Below are 21472 nucleotides of genomic sequence, written 5' to 3'. Positions count from 1 at the left end.
CCGTTGAAGCTGCTTCGAGTCGGTACGGCGGGCGCCGAGCGCCCCGCACTTCTCGACCGCGACGGGACTCTGCGTGATCTGTCGGGGATCGTCCCCGACATCGACGGCGAGCTGCTCGCCGACGCCTCGACGCTCGCCCGGGTACGGGCGGCCGCCGAGGCGCCCGGTGTGCTGCCCGCGCTGGACGCGACGGGGCTGCGGATCGGCCCGCCGCTCGGGCGCATCGGCAAGATCGTGTGCATCGGGCTGAACTACCACGACCACGCCGCCGAGACGGGTGCGGAGATCCCGGCGGAACCCATCCTGTTCTTCAAGGCCCCCGACACCGTCGTCGGGCCCGACGACACGGTCCTGGTGCCGCGCGGCAGCCGGAAGACCGACTGGGAGGTCGAGCTCGCCGTCGTCATCGGGCGCACCGCCCGCTACCTGGAGACGGCCGAGGAGGGCCTCGCGCACGTCGCCGGGTATGCCACGGCGCACGACGTCTCGGAGCGCGAGTTCCAGATCGAGCGCGGCGGCACCTGGGACAAGGGCAAGAACTGCGAGACGTTCAACCCGCTGGGCCCCTGGCTGGTCACCGCCGACGAGGTCCCCGACCCGCAGGCCCTGCCGCTGCGGCTCTGGGTCAACGGCGAGCTGAAGCAGAACGGCACCACCGCCGACCAGATCTTCCCGGTCGGCGAGGTCGTCCGCTACCTCAGCCACTTCATGACGCTCTATCCGGGCGACGTGATCAACACCGGTACGCCCGCCGGGGTCGCGATGGGACAGCCCGAGCCGAAGCCGTACCTGACGGCGGGCGATGTGGTGGAGCTGGAGGTGGCGGGGCTCGGCCGGCAGCGGCAGGAGCTGAAGGGGGCCTAGGCATAGAGCCCCCCGGCGAAGCCTGACCGGGGCGGGGCGGGGCGTCGCACAGCTGACGCCCGCCCCGCCCCCTCCCGCGTACGGAGTCTCAGGCCCCGGTCTTCGCCGCGAACTGCTCCAGCGCCTCGACCACCATTGCGTGGTCCTCGGCCTGCGGCAGCCCGGACACCGTGACCGTGCCGATCACGCCCGCGCCCTCCACCGCGATCGGGAACGAACCGCCGTGCGCCGCGTACACGTCCGGGTCCAGGCGCGAGGACTCCTCGAACGTGGTGCCCTTGGCCCGGAACCGGGTGCCGACCAGGTACGAGCTCTCGCCGTACCGCTCGACGACCTTGCGCTTGCGGTCGATCCACGCGTCGTTGTCCGCGCTGGAACCGGGCAGCGCCGCGTGGAACAGCTGCTGCGCGCCGCGCCGGATGTCGATCGCGACCGGTGCGTGCCGCTCCCGGGCCAGCGCGACCAGCAGGCTGCCCAGCGCGAACGCGTCGTCGTAGCCGAAGTGCGGGAGAGTGAGCCGCCGCTCCTGGGCGATCAGCTCGGAGAGAGTGGGGGAGGTGCTGCTCATGCGCGCTGCTCCGCTTCGTCGTGGTGCGGGAGAAGGGTGACCGAGACGCCTTCGCGGGCCGAGCGGCGGGCGGCCTCCAGGACGTCCAGTGCGGCGGCGGCCTGGAGTGCGGTGACCGGGTTGCCGCCGGTGCCGCGGACGGCGGCGGCGACGGCGGCGTAGAACGCCGGATAGTCGCCGGGCAGCGAGCGGACCGGGGTGCCGCCGCCGGTCAGCGGGGACTCGCCCGAGCCGAGGCGGCCCCACAGCTCCTCCGTCTCCTCGCCCCACGGCTCACCGGCCACCGGACGCAGCCCCTCGCGCAGGGCCGCCTCCTGCGGGTCCAGGCCGTACTTCACATAGCCCGCCGTCGAGCCGAGCACGCGAAAGCGCGGGCCGAGCTGGGCCGTGGTGGCACTGACGTACAGATGCGAGCGGACCCCGTTGGCGTGGGTGATCGCGATGAACGTGTCGTCGTCCGCGGCCGCGCCGGGACGCCGTACGTCGGACTCGGCGTACACCTGGACCGCCGGACCGAACAGCGCCAGCGCCTGGTCGACGACATGGCTGCCCAGGTCGTACAGCAGACCGCCGATCTCCTCCGGGTCGCCCGACTCGCGCCAGCCGCCCTTGGGCTGCGGCCGCCAGCGCTCGAAGCGGGACTCGAAGCGCTGCACCTCGCCCAGCGCGCCGTTGGCGATCAGCCCGGCCAGGGTGCGGAAGTCGTTGTCCCAGCGGCGGTTCTGGAAGACCGAGAGCAGCAGCCCGCGCTCCTCGGCGAGAGCGGCGAGCTCGCGCGCCTCGGCGGCCGTCCCGGCGACCGGCTTGTCCACGACCACCGGCAGCCCGGCCTTCAGCGCGGCCGTCGCCAGCGGGACGTGCGTCTTGTTCGGGGTGGCGATCACGACGAGGTCCAGCTCGTCGGCGCGCTGCCACAGCTCGTCCGGCGAGGCCGCGAAACGTACGTCGGGGAACGCGGCACGGGCCTCGGCCCGGCGCTCCTCGTTCGACGTGACGACCGTGTCGAGGACCAGGCCGTCGGTCGCGGAGACCAGCGGGGCGTGGAAGACGGAACCGGCCAGGCCGTAGCCGACGAGGGCGACGCGGAGAGGGGCGTTGGCAGTCATGCATTCCACTTAAGCAACGCTGTTGCCAAAGTGCAAGCGACCGGCACAATGGGACGGTGAACAGGAGTGAGCCGTGAACAGGAGCAGGACGAAGACCCCGGCGGGGGCGAACCTCCCGGCGCTGCGCCACCACAACGCCGCGCTGGTGCTTGACCTGCTGCGGGCGGCCGGGGCGGAGGGCATCAGCCGGCTGGAGCTCGCCGAGGGCACCGGCCTGACCCCGCAGGCCGTCAGCAAGATCACCGCCCGGCTGCGGGAGGACGGACTCGCCGTCGGCGCCGGCCTGCGCCCCTCCACCGGCGGCAAGCCGCGCACGGTGCTGCGACTGGTCCCCGACGCGCAGTACGCCGTCGGACTCCACCTGGACCGCGACGGTCTCACCGCCGTCCTGGTCGACCTCGCGGGCCGGTCGGTCGCGGTCACCAGCGCGCCCCTGGACCTCGGATCCCCGGCGGAGCAGGTCCTCGCGGACGCGGCGGACGCGGTGCGCGACCTGTGCGCCGCCGAACCGCACAAGCCGGTGCTGGGGGTGGGCGTCGCCGTACCCGGCCCGCTGGACCACCGGGACGGCGTCCTGCACCGGGTGACCGGCTTCCCGCGGTGGGACGGGTACCCGCTGCGCGCCGCCCTGGCCGAGCGGACCGGGCTGCCGGTGGTCCTGGACAAGGACACCAACGCGGCCGCCCTCGCCCTGGCCCTGTCCCTCGACCAGCCGCGCGGCGACTTCGCCTACCTCCACCTCGGTACGGGGCTCGGCGCGGGACTGGTCCTCGGCGGCGAGGTGCACCGGGGCGCGCGGACGGGCGCGGGCGAGTTCGGCCACCAGACCCTCCAGTTGGACGGCCCGCTCTGCGGGTGCGGGGGGCGCGGCTGCATCGAGGCGCTGTGCCTGGCCGCCGAAGCGCGCGGCGAGCGGGGGGAGGCCGCCCGGATCCTGGGGACGGGCGCGGCCAACCTGGTCGGGCTGCTCGACATCGACCGTGTGGTGCTGGGCGGCCGGACGGTGGCCGCCGACGAGGACGCGTACGTACGGGGCGTCCGGGCCGTGATCGAGGAGCGGGCCGCCCGGGGCGGCACGGGCGCGGGGGTGACCGTCACGGTCGCCCGGGGCGGCGACCGGCCGGTCGCGGAGGGCGCGGCGCAACTGGTGCTCGCGCCGGTGTTCGGGCGGGTGGGGGAGCGCGGGTAGGGCTCTGCGGTCCGCGCCCGGGGGCACCTCTCGGGCGCGGGTAGGGCTCTCCGGTCCGCGCCCGAGGGGCGCACCCCTCGGGCTCCGGTCGGGTGATCCTATGAATCAAGTCGGCATGTCGACTCTCTTGTTCCGCGCGCGCGTGATGGCGTCGGAGGCCACTGCCGGAGGCCGCCGCCCCGGTCGTCCGCGAGTAGCGAAGGGTGACCCCTCATGCCCCCCACCTCCTGCGCACGGCTGCGTGACGCCCGTGCGCTCGCCGCCCTCGGGCTGGCCGCCGGGATCACGGTCCCCGCCGCGCTCCTGGGCGGCCCGCAGGCCGCCGCCCAGCCGGCCGCGCCCGCCGCCGCCTTCTTAGCCGCCGATGAGCAGCCCGGCTGCGGTGACCCGGGCGCCAAGGAGTTCCCCATCGAGGCCCGGATCCAGGAGGCCCCGGACCGCTATGCCTCCGGCGGCGGTTACGGCACCTGGTTCCTCGATCTCACCAACACCACCGACGCGTCCTGCCGGGCCCTGCACCCGGTCCTCGTCCTCGCCGACCGTGACCGCCGGCTGACGTCGGACCAGATCCAACTGGAGTTCAGCGAGCCCGGCCGCCCCGGGACCGAACACCGGGTCACCTGGGAGAGCACCGACCGCGACGAGCAGATCGGCGTCTTCGGCGACGCGTTCCTCGGGTTCACCGTTCCCGCCGGAAAGACCGTCTCCGTACGCGTCCGGATGGCCTTCACCTCCGACACCGCCCCCGGCCCGGTCACCGCCCACGCCGCCGTCGTCCAGCGCCGTCACCAGGACAAGGCCAAGGGTGGCGGGCGCGAGGACGGTGAATGGGTGGGGGAGTCGGAGGACTACCCCTTCCTGATCGTCGACGGCGCGACGGGCGGCATCCGCGAACCGGAAGGCCCCCGGCCCGAGCGCCCGCAGCCGGAGGATCCCCGACCGGAGGATCCCCGACCGGAGGATCCCCGACCGGAGGATCCCCGACCGGAGGAGTCCCGGTCGGAGGAGTCCCGGCCGGAGGGCCCCCGGTCGGAGCGTCCCGACCCGGCGCGCACTCACCCGGAGCGCACCGACCCGGAGCGCACCGACCCGGGCGCCGGTGCCCGTACGGAGCGGCCCGGCGATCCCGACGGCTCCCGTACGGACCCCGGCACGGGCCGGTCCCCGTCCCCTTCCCCGGACCGCGACTCCGGCTCCCGCCCGCCGACCCGCCCCGGAGCCGGAGAAGAGGGCCGGGACGCCGACGGGGACCACCCCGGACTCCCGCCCCGCGACGGACTGGGCCGCCCGCTGCCCGAACTCGCCCGCACCGGACCGGCGTCGCTGCCCTGGACCGGGGCCGCCGCCGGGGCGCTCCTGCTCGGCGGGGCCGTCCTGCTGCGGCAGGCCCGCCGGACCCGCCGGACCACCGGCTGACAGGCGGCAGCCGTCCCGCTGTCGTCCCGGGACCCTCCCGCCGCCGTCCCGGGGCCGGCAGCTGCCGGAGCCGTACGGGTACGTGTACGGGTACGGCTGCCCGAACCCGTACCCGTACCGGCCTGTTCACCCGCGTCTGCAACCATCGGGCCGTGGACTACCCGAACGACCAGGCACCTGGCGCACCGATCCGCTCCGGCATCCCCGAGCACGGCCGCATCCCGAAGTACTACGCGGTCAAGGCCCGTATCGCGGTGCTCCTGGACGAGTTGGGCGAGGGCGGACTCCTGCCCACCGAGCGGGAGCTCGCCCAGCGGCACGAGGTCTCGCGCGAGACCGTCCGCCAGGCCCTGCGCGAACTCCTCCTGGAGGGGCGGCTGCGCCGGCAGGGGCGCGGCACCGTCGTCGCCGGACCCAAGCTGGAGCAGTCGCTCTCGCTGGCCAGCTACACCGAAGGCGTCCGCCGCCAGGGCAGGCGGCCCGGCCGCCACCTCATCGGCCTGGAGCGCTTCCCGTGTCCCGAGGCGCTCGCCGCCGAGATCGCGGTCGAGCGGGGCGAGCCGGTCTGGCACCTGGAGCGGGTGCTGCTCGCCGACGACGAACGCGTCGGCCTGGAGAGCACGTACGTCGGCGTCGCCCGCGCCCCGGACCTGGACACGGGGTTCGACCCGGACTCCTCCTTCTACGGCTACCTCCGCGACCGCCTCCAGATCGCCTTCGGCGACGCCGACGAGCGGATCGAGACCGTGCTCGCGACCCCCCGCGAGGCCCTGCTCATCGGGACCCCGCCCGCCCTGCCGATGCTCCTGATCCACCGGCTGTCCCGGGACACCGACGGCCGGCCGCTGGAGCGTGTGCGGACGCTGTTCCGGGGCGACCGCTTCTCCTTCTCCGCCCATCTGCGGGGCGAAGGGCGGGACTGAGGCAACCCGCTCCACGGGTCGCCACTTCAGCCCCTTCGGTCACGGAAACATAACGGGTCTGGTCCAAGCTTGGGGTGTCGTTCGCCGTCCCGTCGGTGAACGGACGCGTGCGGGACACCCGCCCCCAGGAGCGTGGCCGTCGTGAGAGTCATCGTCGTAGGAGCCGGCGTGGTGGGAACCATGCACGCCTGGCACGCAGTCAGCCGCGGCCACGAGGTCGTACAGATCGAGCGCGAGAGCGAGGCGCGCGGGGCATCGCTCCGCAATTTCGGACAGATATGGATCAGCGGCCGGGCCGGTGGCGAGGAGCTGGAGACCGCCCTGCGCGCCCGGGAGCTGTGGGAGGCCATCGGGGAGCGGGTGCCCGGTCTCGGCTATCGCGCCTGTGGTTCGCTCACCCTGCTGCGCGGCGCACGCGAGGTCGCCGTCGCCGAGGCGGCGCTCGCCCGGCCCGACGCGGCGGCGCGCGGCTACAAGCTGCTCACCGCCGGTGAGGCCCGTGCGCTCAACCCGGCCCTGCGCGGCGCGTTCACCGCCGCCCTGTGGTGCGAGCGGGACGCGGCGGTCGAACCCCGCACCGCCCAACTCGCCCTGAAGGAAGCGTTGCTGGCCTCCGGGCGGTATGCCTACCTCGGCGGCCGCGAAGTGCGGGACGTCGTCGGGGTCGGCTCGGTGCGCGACGACCACGGCGACGTCCACAGCGGCGACGCGGTGATCCTCGCGACCGGCGACCGGCTCGGCGGGCTCGTCCGCGAACTCGCCGGGCCCGAACTGCCCGTGCGCCGCGTCCGCCTCCAGATGATGCAGACCGACCCGCTCGGCGAGCCCCTCACCACCTCCGTCGCCGACGCCGACAGCTTCCGCTACTACCCCGCCTACCGGGGCGGGGCGCTCGACGCCCTCAATGCCGGACAGCCCCAGGACCCGGTCGCCGCCGAGCACCGCATGCAGCTCCTCATGGTGCAGCGGCGCGACGGCGGGCTGACCATCGGCGACACGCACGCGTACGAGCATCCCTTCGCCTTCGACACCGTCGAGGAGCCCTACGAGCACCTCACCCGGGTCGTCGAGGCCTTCCTCGGCCGCCCGCTGCCACGCGTCCGTCACCGCTGGGCCGGCGTCTACGCCCAGTGCACCGACACCTCACGCGTCGTCCACCGGCAGCAGGTGTCCGACGGGGTCTGGCTCGTCACCGGGCCCGGCGGGCGCGGCATGACGTGCTCGCCCGCCATCGCCGAAACAACCGCCGACCAACTGGGCTGGTGAATCACATGACTTCCCCGACACGTATGACGCGCGACCCCTACGACCTCGTCGTCCTCGACATGGCCGGGACCACCGTCGCCGACGGCGGTCTCGTCGAGCAGGCCTTCTCCGCCGCCGCCCAACGCCTCGGCGTGCGGCCCGGATCCGACGAGCACGCCCGCCAACTCGCCTATGTGCGCGCCACCATGGGCGAGTCCAAGATCTCCGTCTTCCGGCATCTCCTCGGTGACGAGGACAAGGCCCAGTACGCCAACACCGCCTTCGAGGAGGCGTACGGGGCGCTCGTCGACGGCGGCCGCGTCGCTCCGCTCCCCGGCGCCCGCGAGGCCGTCGAACGGCTCACCGCCGAGGGTCGCACCGTCGTCCTGACCACCGGCTTCGCCCGCACCACCCAGGACGCCATCCTCACTGCCCTCGGCTGGCAGGACCTCGTCCCGCTCACCCTCTGCCCCGCCGACGCGGGCGGGCGGGGCCGGCCTTTCCCCGACATGGTGCTGGCCGCCTTCCTGCGCACCGGGGCCGTGGCCGACGTCCGGCGGACCGTGGTGGCCGGCGACACCTCGTACGACATGCTCGGCGGCGTACGCTCCGGCGCCGGGATCGTCGCCGGGGTCCTCACCGGCGCCCACGACAAGGACCAGCTGACCCGGCACGGCGCGACCCACGTCCTCGGGTCCGTCGCCGAGCTGCCCGACCTCATCGCGCGGGCCGAGGCGTGAGGGCCCCCGCCCCCGCCGCGCCCGGCGCACGCGGCCCCGACCGGTCCGCCCCCGCCACCCCCAGCGGCATCCGCTTCGACGGCGTCACCGTCGCCTACGTCGGGAACGTCGTCCTCGACCGGCTCGACCTCACCGTCGAACCCGGCGAGGTGATGGCCCTCCTCGGGCCCTCCGGCTCGGGCAAGACCACCGCTCTGCGCGCCGTCGCCGGCTTCGTCCGGCCCGCCGCCGGGCGGGTGTTCCTCGGCGGCCGGGACGTCACGGCCCTGCCCCCGCACCGGCGTGGCATCGGCATGGTCGTCCAGCAGTACGCCCTCTTTCCGCACCTCAAGGTCAAGGACAACGTGGCCTTCGGGCTCAAGGCCCACCGCACCCCGAAGGCCGAGATCCCCGGCCGGATCGCCGAAGCCCTCGAACTCGTCGGCATGGCCGCGTACGGCGACCGCCACCCGCGCGAACTCTCCGGCGGACAGCAGCAGCGCGTCGCCATCGCCCGCGCGCTCGCCATCCGCCCCGGCGTTCTGCTCCTGGACGAACCGCTCTCCGCCCTCGACGCCCGGCTCCGCTCCGGCATGCTCGCCGAACTGGCCCGGCTGCACCGCGAGTTGCCGGACGTCTCCATCCTGTACGTCACCCACGACCAGGTCGAGGCGCTCACCCTCGCCGACCGGATCGCCGTCATGGACCGCGCCCGGCTCCAGGACTGCGGAACCCCGCAGGAGCTCTACCGCCGCCCCCGTACGGAGTTCACCGCCTCGTTCGTCGGCAACGCCAACCTGCTCCCCGTCACCGTCACGGGCGACGGCGGCGTCGACCTCGGCGGCCGCCCTCTCACCGTCCCCACCGACACCGCGGCCCCCGGAGCCACCGCCACCCTCTGCGTCCGGCCGCACCTGGTCGGCCTCGGCGCCGGGCCCAACGCGCTCACCGGCAGCGTCACCGAGGTCCAGTGGCGCGGCTCCACCCACCGCGTCCACGCCGACATCGACGGCCACCGCGTCATGGCCGACCTCCGCGAACTGCGCGAGCCCCCGGCCCTCGGCGACCCCGTCACCCTGCACTTCGCCGCCGAGGACGCGGTGCTGCTGCCCGCGGGGGCGAGCCAGGAGACGGCGCCATCGACCGAAACGGTGGGGGTCGGCCCATGACCACTACCACCACCGCCGCCCGCAGCGCAGTCCCCGCCCCCACCGGACCGGCCCCCTTCTCCCGCTCCCTCCCCGCCTGGGTCTGGGCGCTGCCGCCCGTCGCCGTCCTCGCGGTCGCGTTCCTCTACCCGCTGGCCCTCGTCGTCCAGCAGTCCTTCACCCCCGACGAGGGCGGCGTCTCGCTCGCCCCGTACGCCGACGTGTTCGCCTCCGAGGTCTTCCGCGACGCGCTCGCCACCACTGTGTGGCTCGCCGTCAGCTCGACGGTGGGATGCCTCGTCCTCGGGTTCGTCCTCGCCCTGGTCATCGCGTTCGTCCCGTTCCCCGGCGGGAAGGCGGTCGCCCGGTTCGTCGACGTCTTCCTCTCCTTCCCGTCCTTCCTCATCACCCTGGCCCTGCTGTTCATCTACGGCTCCGTCGGGATGGCCAACGGGCTCTGGACCGACGCCACCGGGGCGGCCGATGGGCCCTTCGACTTCCTGGCCACCCCCTGGGGCGTCCTGCTCGCCGAGATCACCTACTTCACGCCGTTCGTGATGCGCCCGCTGCTCGCCGCGTTCTCCCAACTCGACACCGGACAGCTGGAGGTCGCCTCCTCGCTCGGCGCCGGGCCCGTGCGGATCATCCGGCAGGTGATCCTGCCCGAGGCGCTCCCGGCCCTCGCGGCGGGCGGCAGCCTCGTCCTGGTGATGTGCCTCAACGAGTTCGGGATCGTCCTGTTCACCGGGGCGAAGGGCGTCACGACGCTGCCGATGCTCGTCTACGGCAAAGCGATCCTGGAGTCGGACTACCCGGCCGCCTGCGTCGTCGCCGTCGTCAACATCGCGATCTCCGTGGGCCTCTACAGCCTCTACCGGGTGGTGAGCCGTCGTGCTGGTGCATAGCCGGGCCGGGAAGTGGGCCACCTGGGCCGTCTTCCTCCTCCTCTTCGTCCCGCTGTTCGCGGTGCCCCTGCTCGTCATCCTCGCCGCGTCCCTCGCCACCCACTGGTCCGGTGCCTTCCCCTCCGGGCCCACCGTCGAGCGCTACTCCGCCGCGACCAGCGGCGACTCCCTCCAGGCGCTGACCACCAGCCTCGTCACCGCCGTGACCGCGAGCGTGCTGGCCCTCACCCTCGGCGGCTGGGCGGCCCTCGCCGCCGCCTCTCTCCGCAAACGAGGGAAGCGGCTCCTGGACGCCCTGTTCATCCTGCCGGTCGCCGTGCCCTCGGTGGTCGTCGGCCTCGCGGTGCTGGTGGCCTACAGCCAACCGCCCGTGCTGCTCAACGGGACGCGCTGGATCGTGATCCTCGCCCACACCGTCCTCGTCACCGCGTTCGCCTACCAGTCGGTCGCCGCCGCCGTCCGTCGTCTGGACCCGATGTACGAACAGGCCGCCGCCGGCCTCGGGGCGAGCCCCGCCCGGGTCCTGTGGCGGATCCGGCTGCCGCTCCTGCTGCCCTCGCTCACCTCGGCCGCCGGGCTCTGCTTCGCCCTGTCGATGGGGGAGTTGAGCGCCACGATGATGCTCTACCCGCCGGACTGGACCCCGCTGCCGGTGCAGATCTTCGCCGCCACCGACCGGGGCTCGCTCTTCACCGGCGCGGCCCTCGCCGTGGTCCTGATGGCGACGACGCTCCTCGTCCTGGCCGCCGTCTCCCGCATCCGGACCCGCGCCTCCTACCGCTGAACCCTTCTCCCACCCCCGTAACCCTCTCCCTGGAGCACTCCATGCGTACCCCCGCACCCACGCTCGCCCTCCCCCTGGCCGTCCTCGCCGCCGCCACCCTCACCGCCTGCGGCTCCTCCTCCGCCGCGTCCGACGAGAAGTCCGTCACCGTCTACAGCGCCGACGGCCTCAAGGGCGAGAACGGCGACGGCTGGTACGACAAGGTCTTCAAGGACTTCGAGAAGAAGACCGGCATCGAGGTGAAGTACGTGGAGGGCGGCTCCGGCGAGATGGTGCAGCGCGCCGCCCGCGAGAAGTCCAACACCCAGGCCGACGTGCTCGTCACCCTGCCGCCCTTCATCCAGCAGGCCGACAAGAAGGGGCTGCTGACCGCGTACGAGCCGAAGGGCGCCGACCAGGTCGACGGCGCCGACCGCGCGCCCGACGGGAAGTGGACCTCCGTCGTCAACAACTACTTCGGGTTCATCCACAACACGAAGGAGCTGAAGACCCCGCCCCGGAGCTGGGAGGACCTGCTCGACCCCGCGTACAAGGAGAAGGTCCAGTACTCCACCCCCGGCGTCGCGGGCGACGGCACCGCCGTCCTCATCAAGGCGATGCACGACTTCGGCGGGCAGGAGCCGGCGATGGCGTACCTGAAGAAGCTCCAGACCAACAACGTCGGCCCGTCCGCCTCCACCGGCAAGCTCGCCCCCAAGGTCGACAAGGGGGAACTCCTCGCCGCCAACGGCGACGTCCAGATGAACTTCGCCCAGTCCAAGGACATGCCCCACCTCGGCATCTGGTTCCCCGCGAAGGGCGACGGGAAGCCCACCAGCTTCGCCCTCCCGTACGCGGCCGGGCTCGTCGCGAAGGCCCCGCACAGCGAGAACGGCAAGAAGCTGCTCGACTTCATGCTCTCCGAGCAGGCCCAGCGCGACGTCAGCGCGGTCGGCGGGGGCTTCGCCGCCCGCAAGGACATCAAGGCCACCGACGCCAACGCCGTCGAACTGGCCGGGCTGATGGAGGGCGTGGAGATCTTCGAGCCCGACTGGTCGGACATCGGCGCCAACCTGGACGCGTACATCGACGCCTGGAAGTCGGCCACCGGAAGCTGACCGGCCACCTTTCGGCCACGGCTTCCTGCGAAGGTCTGGACCCGGCCCGGATATCTCTGAAAGGTAACGGGTCTGGTCCAGAAGGCAGTTCACGTTCCGTCCCTGCTCGACCCGCCCACCCCGGAGGATCACGTGTCCCGGTCCCTGTCCCGCCGCTCCGTGCTCGCCACCACCGCCGCCGCGGCCACCACCGCCGTCGTCGCCCCGCTCGCCACCGCCGCCACGGCCCGCGCCGCCGCGGCGGCCGCGCCCACCCTTCCCGACGGCACCAGCAAGGACAAGGTGCTCGTCGTCGGCATGGACGGGCTGCGCCACGACGTCATCGCCGCCGCCAACGCCCCGCACCTCACGTCGATGACGGCCAACGGCACGTACGGCACCTCGCTGCTGTACGCGAACCCGATGGCCGCCACCTCCTCCGGCCCCGGCTGGTCGACGATCTCCACCGGCGTCTGGCCCGACAAGCACGGCGTCAAGGAGAACTCCTTCGCCGGGAAGGACTACGGGACGTATCCCGGCTTCCTCGCCCGCCTCGCCCAGGTCCGCCCCCAGCTCTCCACCTACGCCGCCGTCGACTGGAAGCCCCTGGACGCCCAGGGCACGGTCACCCCGGGCGCGGACGCCAAGCTCGTCCTGGACGGCGACGCCGACGGCTACACCGGCCACGACGCCACCATCGCCGCCGAGACCGAGTCGATCCTCCGGAACCAGAACCCGGACGTCCTGTTCGTCTACTTCGGCCAGACCGACATCGCCGGCCACTCCTCCGGCGCCGCCAGTGCCGCGTACCGCCAGGCCATCGCCGTCCAGGACGGCTACCTCGGCCGCCTCCTCGCCGCGATCAGGGCCCGCCCCTCCTACTCCACCGAGCGGTGGACCGTCATCGTCACCACCGACCACGGCCACACCGACTCCGGCGGCCACGGCGGCAGCGCGATCGAGGAACGGCGCACCTTCGTCCTCGCCCAGGGCCCCGGCATCGCGGCCGGCGCCAGGCCCACCGACACCCGTCTCGTGGACGTCGCCGCCACCGTCTTCCACCAGCTCGGCATCACACCCGACCCCGCCTGGGGCCTGGACGGCAAGCCGATCCAGGAGCGCTCCACCGACCCCTTCGAGGCGCTGTACCCGCAGCTGAAGGCCCGCGCCGACGAGAGCGGCATCCCGGCGGGCGTCCTCGGCTGGACCCGCACCGCGCCCAGCGGCTGGTCCGTCGTCAACTCCGCGATGGGCACCGGGGGCGTGGCCGAGTGGCGCGGCTGGTCCTTCGCCACCGACGAGTTCTGGAGCCGCAGCCAGCGCGACCAGTCCCGTGAGCTGAACGTCCGCTCGCGCGGGATCTTCGCGGTCGCCGACTCCGACGAGTGGGACGACAAGGCGTCCTCGGGACCGTACGACTCCACGCTCGTCACCCCGGCGTACGCGGTCGCGGGCAAGTCCACCGTGACGCTCGGCCTCACCACCCTCTACCGGCAGGAGGGCAGTCAGAGCGCCCGGATCCTCGCCTCCTGGAACGGCGGGGCGCCCGTCGTCGTCAAGAGCTACACCTCCGACGTGCTCTCAGAGCGCCAGACGCTGACCCTGGACGTCCCGTCCGGGGCCGCCAACGTGAGCTTCCGGTTCCACTACACCGGCAGCAACAACTGGTACTGGGTGATCGACGGGGTCACCGTCACCGCGGGCTAATTATGCTGGGGGTGCCAGGACGGTGTGGTCCGGGCACCCCCAGCACGCAGTGCGTACGGCAGGAGTCCCGACACATGGCAGAGCGCAAGCCGATCTCATCCTGGCTCACCGACATGGACGGCGTCCTCATCCACGAGGGCATCCCCATCCCCGGTGCCGATGCCTTCATCAAGCGGCTGCGGGATTCCGGGCTGCCCTTCCTCGTCCTCACCAACAACTCCATCTACACCGCGCGCGACCTGCACGCCCGGCTCAAGCGCATGGGCCTGGACGTGCCCGTGGAGAACATCTGGACCTCCGCGCTCGCCACCGCCCAGTTCCTGGACGACCAGCGCCCCGGCGGCACGGCGTACGTCATCGGCGAGGCCGGTCTCACCACCGCCCTGCACGACATCGGGTACGTCCTCACCGACCACGACCCGGACTACGTGGTGCTCGGCGAGACCCGGACGTACAGCTTCGAGGCGCTGACCAAGGCGATCCGGCTGATCAACGCGGGCGCCCGCTTCATCTGCACCAACCCCGACGAGACCGGGCCGTCCGCCGAGGGCCCGCTGCCCGCCACCGGTTCGGTCGCCGCCCTCATCACCAAGGCCACCGGCAAGGACCCGTACTTCGCGGGCAAGCCCAACCCCCTGATGATGCGGACCGGGCTGAACGCCATCGGCGCGCACTCCGAGACCAGCGCCATGATCGGCGACCGGATGGACACCGACGTCCTGGCGGGCCTGGAAGCGGGCATGCAGACCTTCCTGGTCCTGACCGGGCTGACGTCCGTCGCCGACATCGACCGCTACCCGTACGGGCCCTCGCACGTCGTCGAGTCCATCGCCGACCTGGTCGACCTCATCGACCTGCCGGACTAGGCGGACCAGGCGGACAAGGGTGACGAGACGGGCAAGGCCGAGCCGGCAGACCGCCGCTGACCTGCGCGGAACGCATCCGCGGTCGCTCGAATGGAGGACTGCGGATGCGGGCCGCCGCCGCAGGCGTGAACCTTCCCGTAGGAGGTTCACGATGCGTTCAATGCCCCTGACGTTCTGTGCCGCAGCGGCGGCCGCGCTCATAGCCGTGCCCGCACCCGCCGCTCTGGCATCCCCGGCCGCCCCGGCCGGCGACGACGACCGAGGAACCGTCTCGGTCACCCCGTCCACCATCGCCCCGGGCGGGCAGGTGGAACTGTGGGTCGATGTCTGCGGCAAGGGCCGCCGGGCGAAGGGCAACTCCGACGCCTTCACCTCGGTCGCCCAGTTCCGCCCCGCCGACGACAAGGGTCTCTTCGCCGAGGCCCGCATCCGGTCCGACGCCGAACCCCGCTCCTACGACGTCTGGGTGACGTGCGAGGACAGCGGCGGCAAGGCCACCGGCACCCTCACCGTCATCCACCACAACCGCCCCTCGCCCGCCGCACCCGTCAAGGCGGGCGGCGGAGGCACCGCGACCCTCGCCGAACGGTCCACCGAGGCCGAGGGCCCCGGCACCCGGCACGCGGTGATCGGCCTGGTGCTCGCCGCCGTCGCGGCCGTCGCCGTCGCCCTGCGCAGCTCGCGCCGGCGCCGCGACCCGGCCGGCAGCTGAGATGAGTGCCCCGGACCGCCCGGCAGGCAACGGGCGACTGCTCACCGGAGTGACCTGGGCCGTGCTGCTGCTCGGCCTGTGGCTCTGGAACCGGGAGGCCGGCGGCGGGCTCGGCGGCCTGTCGGGGCCCACCACCGGCGACGTGGCCGCGGTGGGCCGCCCCTTCGGAGCGGAGCTGCCCCCGGCCCACGACCCGCTCGACGGGGCGGCCCCCGAACACGTCGAGGTTCCCTCCGTGGGGATCGCGGCTCCCGTCGTGGCGCGCGGCCTCGACGAGGACGGGGCCATCGACCCGCCCCCGTACGGCATGCCGAAGACCGCCGGCTGGTACGGCGACGGCGCCGAACCCGGTGCGAAGGGCGCGGCCCTGTTCGTCGGCCATGTCGACACCGACACCAGGCCGGCCGTCTTCTACGGGCTCAGCGCGGTGAAGCCGGGCGCGCGGATCGAGGTCACCCGGACCGACGGCAGCGTCGCGGAGTTCACCGTGGACGACGTCCAGCTCGTCACCCGCGAGCGCTTCGACGCGCGGAAGGCGTACGGGCCACGCGAGGACGGCCGGGCCGAGCTGCGGCTGATCACCTGCGGCGGAACGTACGACCACAAGACCCGCTCGTACACGGCGAACGTGGTCGTCTCCGCCTACCTGACCGGTGCCAAGGACGCGAAGGACACCGCGGAGCGCGTACAGGCCGTCAGCCACGGCAGCCGCGGCTGACCCCCGCCGCGGCACGCACACGCGGCACGTCCAACCCGGCCCGGCCGGCCGCCTCTCACGGGGGCGTGCCCGCCGGGCCGGTCCTCGACCGCGTGCGCCCGGCCGCGGGAGTCGCCCGGCGCGGTACGGGAGGTCGGTGCGGTGGGGAAGGCCGGTCCCTCGCCACTGTAGGGGGACCGGCCGGACGGATGACCTGCTTTCGAACAGGATGTCCGGAACCGGTGCCCCGGTGTGACCGTTGTACGGGTGGGAGCATGGGCGCCCGGCCGCTGTGCCAGGATGGATCGGACCGGCAGCACATCGGTGCAACCAGTGAGAACCAGTGCAGGCAGTGCACCCAAGGGGGAGTGGATGTACGGCAGTTACACCGGCCGGTCCTGGACGCGCAGGAGCGCGGCGGGCCTGCGGACGACCGGTACGGCAGCGGTGCTCGGGGCGGCCCTGCTGCTGGCGGGCTGCTCGGGCGACGGGGACGGCGGCGACAAGAAGAGCGCGCCGACCGTCGAGCAGCAGCCCAAGGACAAGGACCCCTACTGGGTCAACCCCGACGGCAACGCGGCCCGTCAGGTCGCCGCCTACAGCGAGGACGGCGACGAGAAGAACGCCGAGCTGATCCGGAAGATAGCGCAGCAGCCGGTGGGCGAGTGGATCGGCCCGGACAACCCGGAGAACGAGGTCAAGGGCGTCACCGAGGCGGCGGCCGCCGCCGACCGGGATGCCCTGCTGGTCCTCTACAACGTCCCGCACCGCGACTGCGGCCAGTTCTCCAAGGGCGGCGCCTCCGACGGCAACGCCTACCGGACCTGGCTGGACGGTGTCGCCAAGGGCATCGGGGACCGCAGCGCCACCGTGATCCTGGAGCCGGACGCCCTGCTCCACCTGGTCGACGGCTGCACGCCCCAGGAGTTCCACGAGGAGCGCTACGACCTCCTCAAGGGCGCGATCCAGCGGCTGAAGCAGCAGCCCGCCACGAAGGTGTACCTGGACGCGGGCAACGCGGGCTGGCAGTCGCCCGACGCGCTGTTCCAGCCGCTCCAGCGGGCCGGGATCGCCGAGGCGGACGGCTTCTCGCTGAACGTCTCCAACTTCCAGACGACGGCCGTCTCCACGGAGTTCGGCAAGAAGCTGTCGGAGAAGATCGGCAACAAGCCCTTCGTCGTCGACACCAGCCGCAACGGCAACGGCCCCTACGAGGGCGGCGACCCCGCCGAGAGCTGGTGCAATCCCCCGGGCCGCGCACTGGGCGAGGCCCCGACCACGCAGACCGGCGACGAGCGGGTCGACGCCTACCTGTGGATCAAGCGCCCCGGCGAGTCCGACGGCGACTGCAAGGGCGGCCCGAAGGCCGGCGCCTGGTGGCCGGAGTACGCGCTGGGCCTGGCCGGCGCCACGAAGTAGCGGAAGCCCGGCGAGGCGGCCGAAGCCCCGCCGGAGCCGCCGAAGGCCGCACCCCGGGAGATCCGATCTCCCGGCGTGCGGCCTTCGCCGCGTGCGTACGCGCCGCTACTCGGGCACCTCCACCCACATGCCCTCCGACGGGGTGCCCTTGTCGTCGGTGACGAAGAGCAGGTACCAACCGGACGGCACCAGCGCCCGGTTCTTCGGCACGGTGACGGTGATCCCGTCCGCCGACTTCTTCAGGTCCAGCGCGACGGTGCGCTGGTCGGTGTCGGTGACATGGGTGACCGCCGAGGGCCGCATCAGCTTCGCCGAGGTGATCGAGGAGGCGTGCTGCGTGGTGAACAGTCCGGTGGAGCCGCGCTCGATCTTCTTGGGCCCGGCCGTCAGCTCCGGCCGGGAGTCCCGGTAGAGGTAGGGCGGGGTGTAGATCTCGATGCGCTGCTCGAAGACGCCGGGCCGGGTGTTGGCCCGGTCCGAGTAGAGCGAGTCCGAACCGAAGATCATGACCCGGCCGTCCGGCAGCAGCAGCGACCCCGAGTGGTAGTTCCGGCCGACCGCCGGGTCCGCGACCTTCTTGTACGTGTCGCTCTTCGCGTCGTACAGCCGGGCCTGGAGCACGTCCGAGCCGCCGCGCCCCCGGTAGTCGTTGGAGCCGCCGGTGACCAGCAGGGAGTCGTCCGGCAGCAGCGAGGCGCTGGGATAGCGGGTGCCCTCGGAGAGCGCGGCCCCATCGGTGAACCGCGGGTTCTTCTTCTGGAGGTCGACCAGCCGGGACTTCTCGCTGGACTTCTCCGACTCGCCGACCCCGCCGCCGCCGATCACCATGAACTTCTCGTCCTGGGCCGGGGGCAGCCGCACGGTCGCCGAGGTCTCCAGCTGGTCCGGGTCGCTGAGCCCGGGGATCTTCTTGAACTTGTTCGTCGACAGGTCCCAGACGCCCGGGTCGCGGCCCACGTCCGCCGGACCGTAACCGGCGTTGGAGCCGGAGTAGAAGAGCTTGCCGTTATTGAGCAGGAAGACCGCCGGATAGGTGGGGAACTTCCGTTCGATGCCGGTGTACTCCCACTCCTTGGTCTCCGGGTCGTAGATCTCGTCCTTGCCGGGGACGATCTGCCCGATCTCGTCCAGCCCCGACAGCGCGAGGACCTTGCCGTCCTCCAGCGTCGTCAGCGTCGGATACCAGCGGGCCTCGTTCATCGGGTCGACGGGTATGTACTTCTCCGCGACCGGATCGAACTCGAAGGCCTCCCGGATCCCCTGGAAGTCCTTCTTGTCCAGGGCCAGCTTCTGCGCGATGCCGTAGACGTTGCGGGTGTCCGAGCCGGACAGGCCCGCCACCCGGTAGTTGTCCTCGGTGCCCGTCTCGTACTTCGTGCCGGTCTGCTGCGCCTCGACGTAGATGCGGCCGAGCCCGGGGTCGTTGCGCAGGAACGCGCCGGTCTGCTGGTCGAAGACCTTCTTGGCCTTCTCCACGAGCACCGGGTCCTTGGAGACGAACGTCTTGCCGTTCTTCTTGCCGGTGAACCGGGTGCCCGCGGGCAGGGTGATCGGCTTGTCCGGGTTCTCGTTGTGGACGATCATCAGGCCGCCGGCCTTGGTGACGTCGCCCTGGAGCTTCTCGTACCGCTTGGTGCCGCCGGCTATGAGGAGCTTGCCGTCGGGCAGCTGGGTGTGCCCGGCGCAGAACATGTCCTTGGGGGTGGGGATGTCCTTGAAGACCTTGGTCTTCGGGTCCCACAGCACCGAGCGGAAGCTCTTCGCGTCGAAGTTCTTCTGGTTGTTCCCGGAGCCCGCGACGAGCAGCACCTTGCCGGTGTGCAGCAGCGCCGCGTGGATCGTGTTGATCCGGTGCTCGGAGGGGATGTCCAGGAAGTCCCAGTGGCCGTTGGCCGCCTTGTAATCCGGCTGGTTGATCTTGTACTCGTGATAGCGCTCGGTGCTGAAGCGGTACAGCCACGGCCCGTTCGCCCCCGCGAGCGCGAGAACCACCGCCGTACTGATCGCCAGGCGGCGGGTACGGCGGCTCGGACGGTACTTCATTTCTTACGTCCCCCCAGGGAGATCTGCATGGTCTGGTCGTTGCCGGGCGCTCCGGGCAGGGGCCCCGGCCGGGGCTCCGGGGCAGGTCCGCCGCTGCGGTGCGACCCGCCCGCCCGGCGCTTCTTCTTCTCGGCGCGGATCGTGTGCCGCCAGCCGATGATCGGCGCGGCGGTGATCAGCAGCGCCAGCGTGGCCCAGGTGACCATCGCGGGGTGGCTGTGGCCCAGGAAGAACGAGGAGATGATCGACGCGCCGAAGACGACGATGAAGAACAGATGGATCCGGAAGGTGCCGAAGAGGGTGTCCGGGCTGGAGGAGTCGCCCTTGGGCGTCACCACGAACGAGCTCTTGCGGCGCAGCACCGCGTCCATCAGCGAGCGGGCGTAGATCGGCGCGGAGAGCGCGGACATCGCCATGCCGGCCAGACCGCCGGAGCCCTCGGGCTCGTGCGGCGAGACGTTGTGGCGGCGGTTCCAGATGTACAGGCCGATCTGGAGCGCGGAGGCGTTGCCGTACAGCATCATCCAGATGGTCGGGTCGATCTGGACGCCGGAGGCGCCCATGCCCAGGAACAGCGCGCAACTGAGGGCGGCGAGGATCCAGTTCAGGGCCGACATCGGATAGAAGATGATCATCATCGTGTAGTTGAAGAGCTTGCCGGGCGGCATGGTCCCGAAGCCCTTCCAGAACTGCCCGATGATCGTCTCGTAGGTGCCCCGGGACCAGCGCAGCTGCTGGGTGAAGAAGTCGGTCCACGCGGTCGGGCCCTCACCGACGGCCAGCACGTCAGGGGTGTACACCGAGCGCCACTTCTTGCCCGTGGCGGGGTTGCGGTGGCGGTGGATCTCGAAGCCGGTGGCCATGTCCTCGGTGATCGAGTCGTACAGGCCGCCGATCTGCTTGAGCGCCGAGATGCGGACCGCGTTGCTGGTGCCGACGAACATGGGCGAGCCGTAGCGGTTGCCCGCGCGCTGGATCAGCGCGTGGAAGAGGAACTGCTGCGACTCGGCGGCCTTGGTGACGAAGGTGTCGTAGTTGCCGTAGACCTGGGGGCCGATGACGAACCCGATGTCCGGGTCGCGGAAGTAGCCGAGCATCCGCTCCAGGTAGTTCGCCATCGGGACGTGGTCGGTGTCGACCGAGGCGAAGAAGTCGTAGTCGCCGCCGTGCGCGTCCAGCCAGGCGTTGTAGTTGCCGTGCTTGGTCTTGGCGCGGTGCGGGCCCTTGGCCTGGTTCCAGTGCGCCACGCCCTTGCGGGAGAAGTGGTGCACACCGAGCCGGGCGCAGACCTCCTTGACCGCCGGGTCGTCGCCCTCGTCCAGCAGCCAGACGTGCATCAGGCCGCGGTGGCGGATCTTCACGGCCGCTTCCAGGGTCTTCGTCACCATCGCCAGCGGTTCCTTGCCGGGGACGAAGGAGGTGAGGAAGGCGACCTTGGTGCCGCTCTCGGGGATCACCGGGACCGGGTCGCGGGCGACCAGGGTGGCATGCGCGTTCGACAGGACATTCATGGTCCGGAACAGCTCGATCAGACCGATCGAGACCAGCATGACGATGTCGAGGGCCAGCAGGAGGTCGTTGTCCAGGTTCGGATCGCGGTCCGTCCAGTGGCTGGGCTGCATCAGCCAGGCGAACAGACCGAGCGAGACGAGGGGAGCGGCGCCGAGTAGGAGCGCCGCGCGCACCCGGTGCGGCTCCTGCGATATGAGCGAGCGGTACTGGACCTTGTACGGCTTGCCCGCGGGGGGCTGCGTCAGCGGTCCGGCGAGCCGGCTGTAGTGCTCGTAGTCGTAGCGCGGCAGCTCTTTTTTGGCACGCCGCCTCGCCGCGCCGGCCCGAAGCTGCGCCGGTATCCGGAGCTGCGTCGTCCGGGAAGCGTCGTTCTCCGGCCGTTCGCCTGGCGGCGTCGACGTCATGGGTCATCCCCCCGCACGCATGCTGGTGCGTGACTGGTCGGTCTCTACGTGCGCGGTGGGTCCCCGTTCTTCACCGGGCACGCACACGGTGGCAAGCCGCCGTCCCCACAGACATGGTTCGGCAGCCTTCCGGTTGCATGATGCCCCCTCGGCGCCCACCCCTGAGCGG

19 protein-coding genes are annotated in these 21472 nt (G+C 72.2%); 15 read left to right on the top strand and 4 right to left on the bottom strand.

Annotated features, from left to right (window positions below):
- Positions 1-3: 3 nt before the first annotated feature.
- A complete protein-coding gene (locus ACH4UK_RS06055; protein WP_398354759.1) occupies positions 4-864 on the top strand; it encodes a fumarylacetoacetate hydrolase family protein in 861 nt (286 codons plus the stop codon).
- Positions 865-952: 88 nt separating this feature from the next.
- Here ACH4UK_RS06055 and ACH4UK_RS06050 read toward each other — a convergent pair whose 3' ends face one another.
- A complete protein-coding gene (locus ACH4UK_RS06050) occupies positions 953-1432 on the bottom strand; it encodes a heme-degrading domain-containing protein (RefSeq protein WP_398354758.1) in 480 nt (159 codons plus the stop codon).
- Entirely contained in the window at positions 1429-2538 is a 1110-nt protein-coding gene (locus ACH4UK_RS06045; RefSeq protein WP_398354757.1) for a Gfo/Idh/MocA family oxidoreductase, read from the bottom strand. The genes ACH4UK_RS06050 and ACH4UK_RS06045 overlap by 4 nt, the downstream gene beginning before the upstream one ends.
- A 73-nt stretch (positions 2539-2611) precedes the next feature.
- On the opposite strand from ACH4UK_RS06045, the gene ACH4UK_RS06040 reads away from it, so the two are divergent.
- The 14 genes from ACH4UK_RS06040 (at position 2612) to ACH4UK_RS05975 (ending at position 17344) form a co-directional block, all read left to right on the top strand.
- Entirely contained in the window at positions 2612-3727 is a 1116-nt protein-coding gene (locus ACH4UK_RS06040; RefSeq protein WP_398354756.1) for an ROK family protein, read from the top strand.
- A 213-nt stretch (positions 3728-3940) separates the two neighbouring features.
- Complete coding sequence (locus tag ACH4UK_RS06035) at positions 3941-5143, top strand: peptidase (protein WP_398354755.1); 1203 nt, start codon at positions 3941-3943, stop codon at positions 5141-5143.
- Positions 5144-5295: 152 nt separating this feature from the next.
- Complete coding sequence (locus tag ACH4UK_RS06030; protein ID WP_398354754.1) at positions 5296-6066, top strand: GntR family transcriptional regulator; 771 nt, start codon at positions 5296-5298, stop codon at positions 6064-6066.
- Between the two features lie 141 nt (positions 6067-6207).
- Positions 6208-7332, top strand: coding sequence for a TIGR03364 family FAD-dependent oxidoreductase (locus ACH4UK_RS06025; RefSeq protein WP_398354753.1), 1125 nt, complete (start codon positions 6208-6210; stop codon positions 7330-7332).
- Positions 7333-7337: 5 nt separating this feature from the next.
- Positions 7338-8051 (top strand): phosphonatase-like hydrolase, encoded by a 714-nt coding sequence (locus ACH4UK_RS06020; protein WP_398354752.1) that lies wholly within the window; start codon positions 7338-7340, stop codon positions 8049-8051.
- A complete protein-coding gene (locus ACH4UK_RS06015; RefSeq protein WP_398354751.1) occupies positions 8048-9199 on the top strand; it encodes an ABC transporter ATP-binding protein in 1152 nt (383 codons plus the stop codon). Before ACH4UK_RS06020 ends, ACH4UK_RS06015 begins: the two co-directional genes overlap by 4 nt.
- On the top strand, positions 9196-10083 hold the full coding sequence (locus ACH4UK_RS06010) for a 2-aminoethylphosphonate ABC transporter permease subunit (protein WP_398354750.1): 888 nt from the start codon (positions 9196-9198) through the stop codon (positions 10081-10083). Before ACH4UK_RS06015 ends, ACH4UK_RS06010 begins: the two co-directional genes overlap by 4 nt.
- Positions 10070-10867 carry an ABC transporter permease gene (locus ACH4UK_RS06005; RefSeq protein WP_398354749.1) on the top strand — a complete coding sequence of 266 codons (798 nt, stop codon included), beginning with the start codon at positions 10070-10072 and terminating at the stop codon, positions 10865-10867. The genes ACH4UK_RS06010 and ACH4UK_RS06005 overlap by 14 nt, the downstream gene beginning before the upstream one ends.
- 41 nt (positions 10868-10908) lie before the next feature.
- Positions 10909-11964, top strand: coding sequence for a 2-aminoethylphosphonate ABC transporter substrate-binding protein (locus ACH4UK_RS06000; protein WP_398354748.1), 1056 nt, complete (start codon positions 10909-10911; stop codon positions 11962-11964).
- 132 nt (positions 11965-12096) lie between these two features.
- Positions 12097-13650, top strand: a complete 1554-nt coding sequence (locus tag ACH4UK_RS05995) for an alkaline phosphatase family protein (protein ID WP_398354747.1) — start codon at positions 12097-12099, stop codon at positions 13648-13650.
- A 74-nt stretch (positions 13651-13724) separates the two neighbouring features.
- Positions 13725-14516, top strand: coding sequence for an HAD-IIA family hydrolase (locus ACH4UK_RS05990; RefSeq protein ID WP_398354746.1), 792 nt, complete (start codon positions 13725-13727; stop codon positions 14514-14516).
- A gap of 151 nt (positions 14517-14667) precedes the next feature.
- Positions 14668-15228: a hypothetical protein gene (locus ACH4UK_RS05985; RefSeq protein WP_398354745.1), complete on the top strand. Its 561-nt coding sequence runs from the start codon at positions 14668-14670 to the stop codon at positions 15226-15228.
- A gap of 1 nt (position 15229) precedes the next feature.
- A complete protein-coding gene (locus tag ACH4UK_RS05980; RefSeq protein WP_398354744.1) occupies positions 15230-15946 on the top strand; it encodes a class F sortase in 717 nt (238 codons plus the stop codon).
- A 351-nt stretch (positions 15947-16297) separates the two neighbouring features.
- Complete coding sequence (locus tag ACH4UK_RS05975) at positions 16298-17344, top strand: glycoside hydrolase family 6 protein (protein ID WP_398354743.1); 1047 nt, start codon at positions 16298-16300, stop codon at positions 17342-17344.
- 105 nt (positions 17345-17449) lie between these two features.
- Here the strand turns inward: ACH4UK_RS05975 and ACH4UK_RS05970 are convergent, their stop codons facing one another.
- Positions 17450-19387, bottom strand: coding sequence for a galactose oxidase-like domain-containing protein (locus tag ACH4UK_RS05970; RefSeq protein WP_398354742.1), 1938 nt, complete (start codon positions 19385-19387; stop codon positions 17450-17452).
- Complete coding sequence (locus ACH4UK_RS05965) at positions 19384-21303, bottom strand: glycosyltransferase family 2 protein (protein WP_398354741.1); 1920 nt, start codon at positions 21301-21303, stop codon at positions 19384-19386. The genes ACH4UK_RS05970 and ACH4UK_RS05965 overlap by 4 nt, the downstream gene beginning before the upstream one ends.
- Positions 21304-21472: the final 169 nt, after the last annotated feature.

This window comes from Streptomyces sp. NPDC020884 (assembly GCF_044333935.1).
GTDB lineage: Bacteria > Actinomycetota > Actinomycetes > Streptomycetales > Streptomycetaceae > Streptomyces.
Note: the sequence above shows the minus strand (reverse complement) of the source record. Positions and strands in the feature narration are given on the sequence as shown.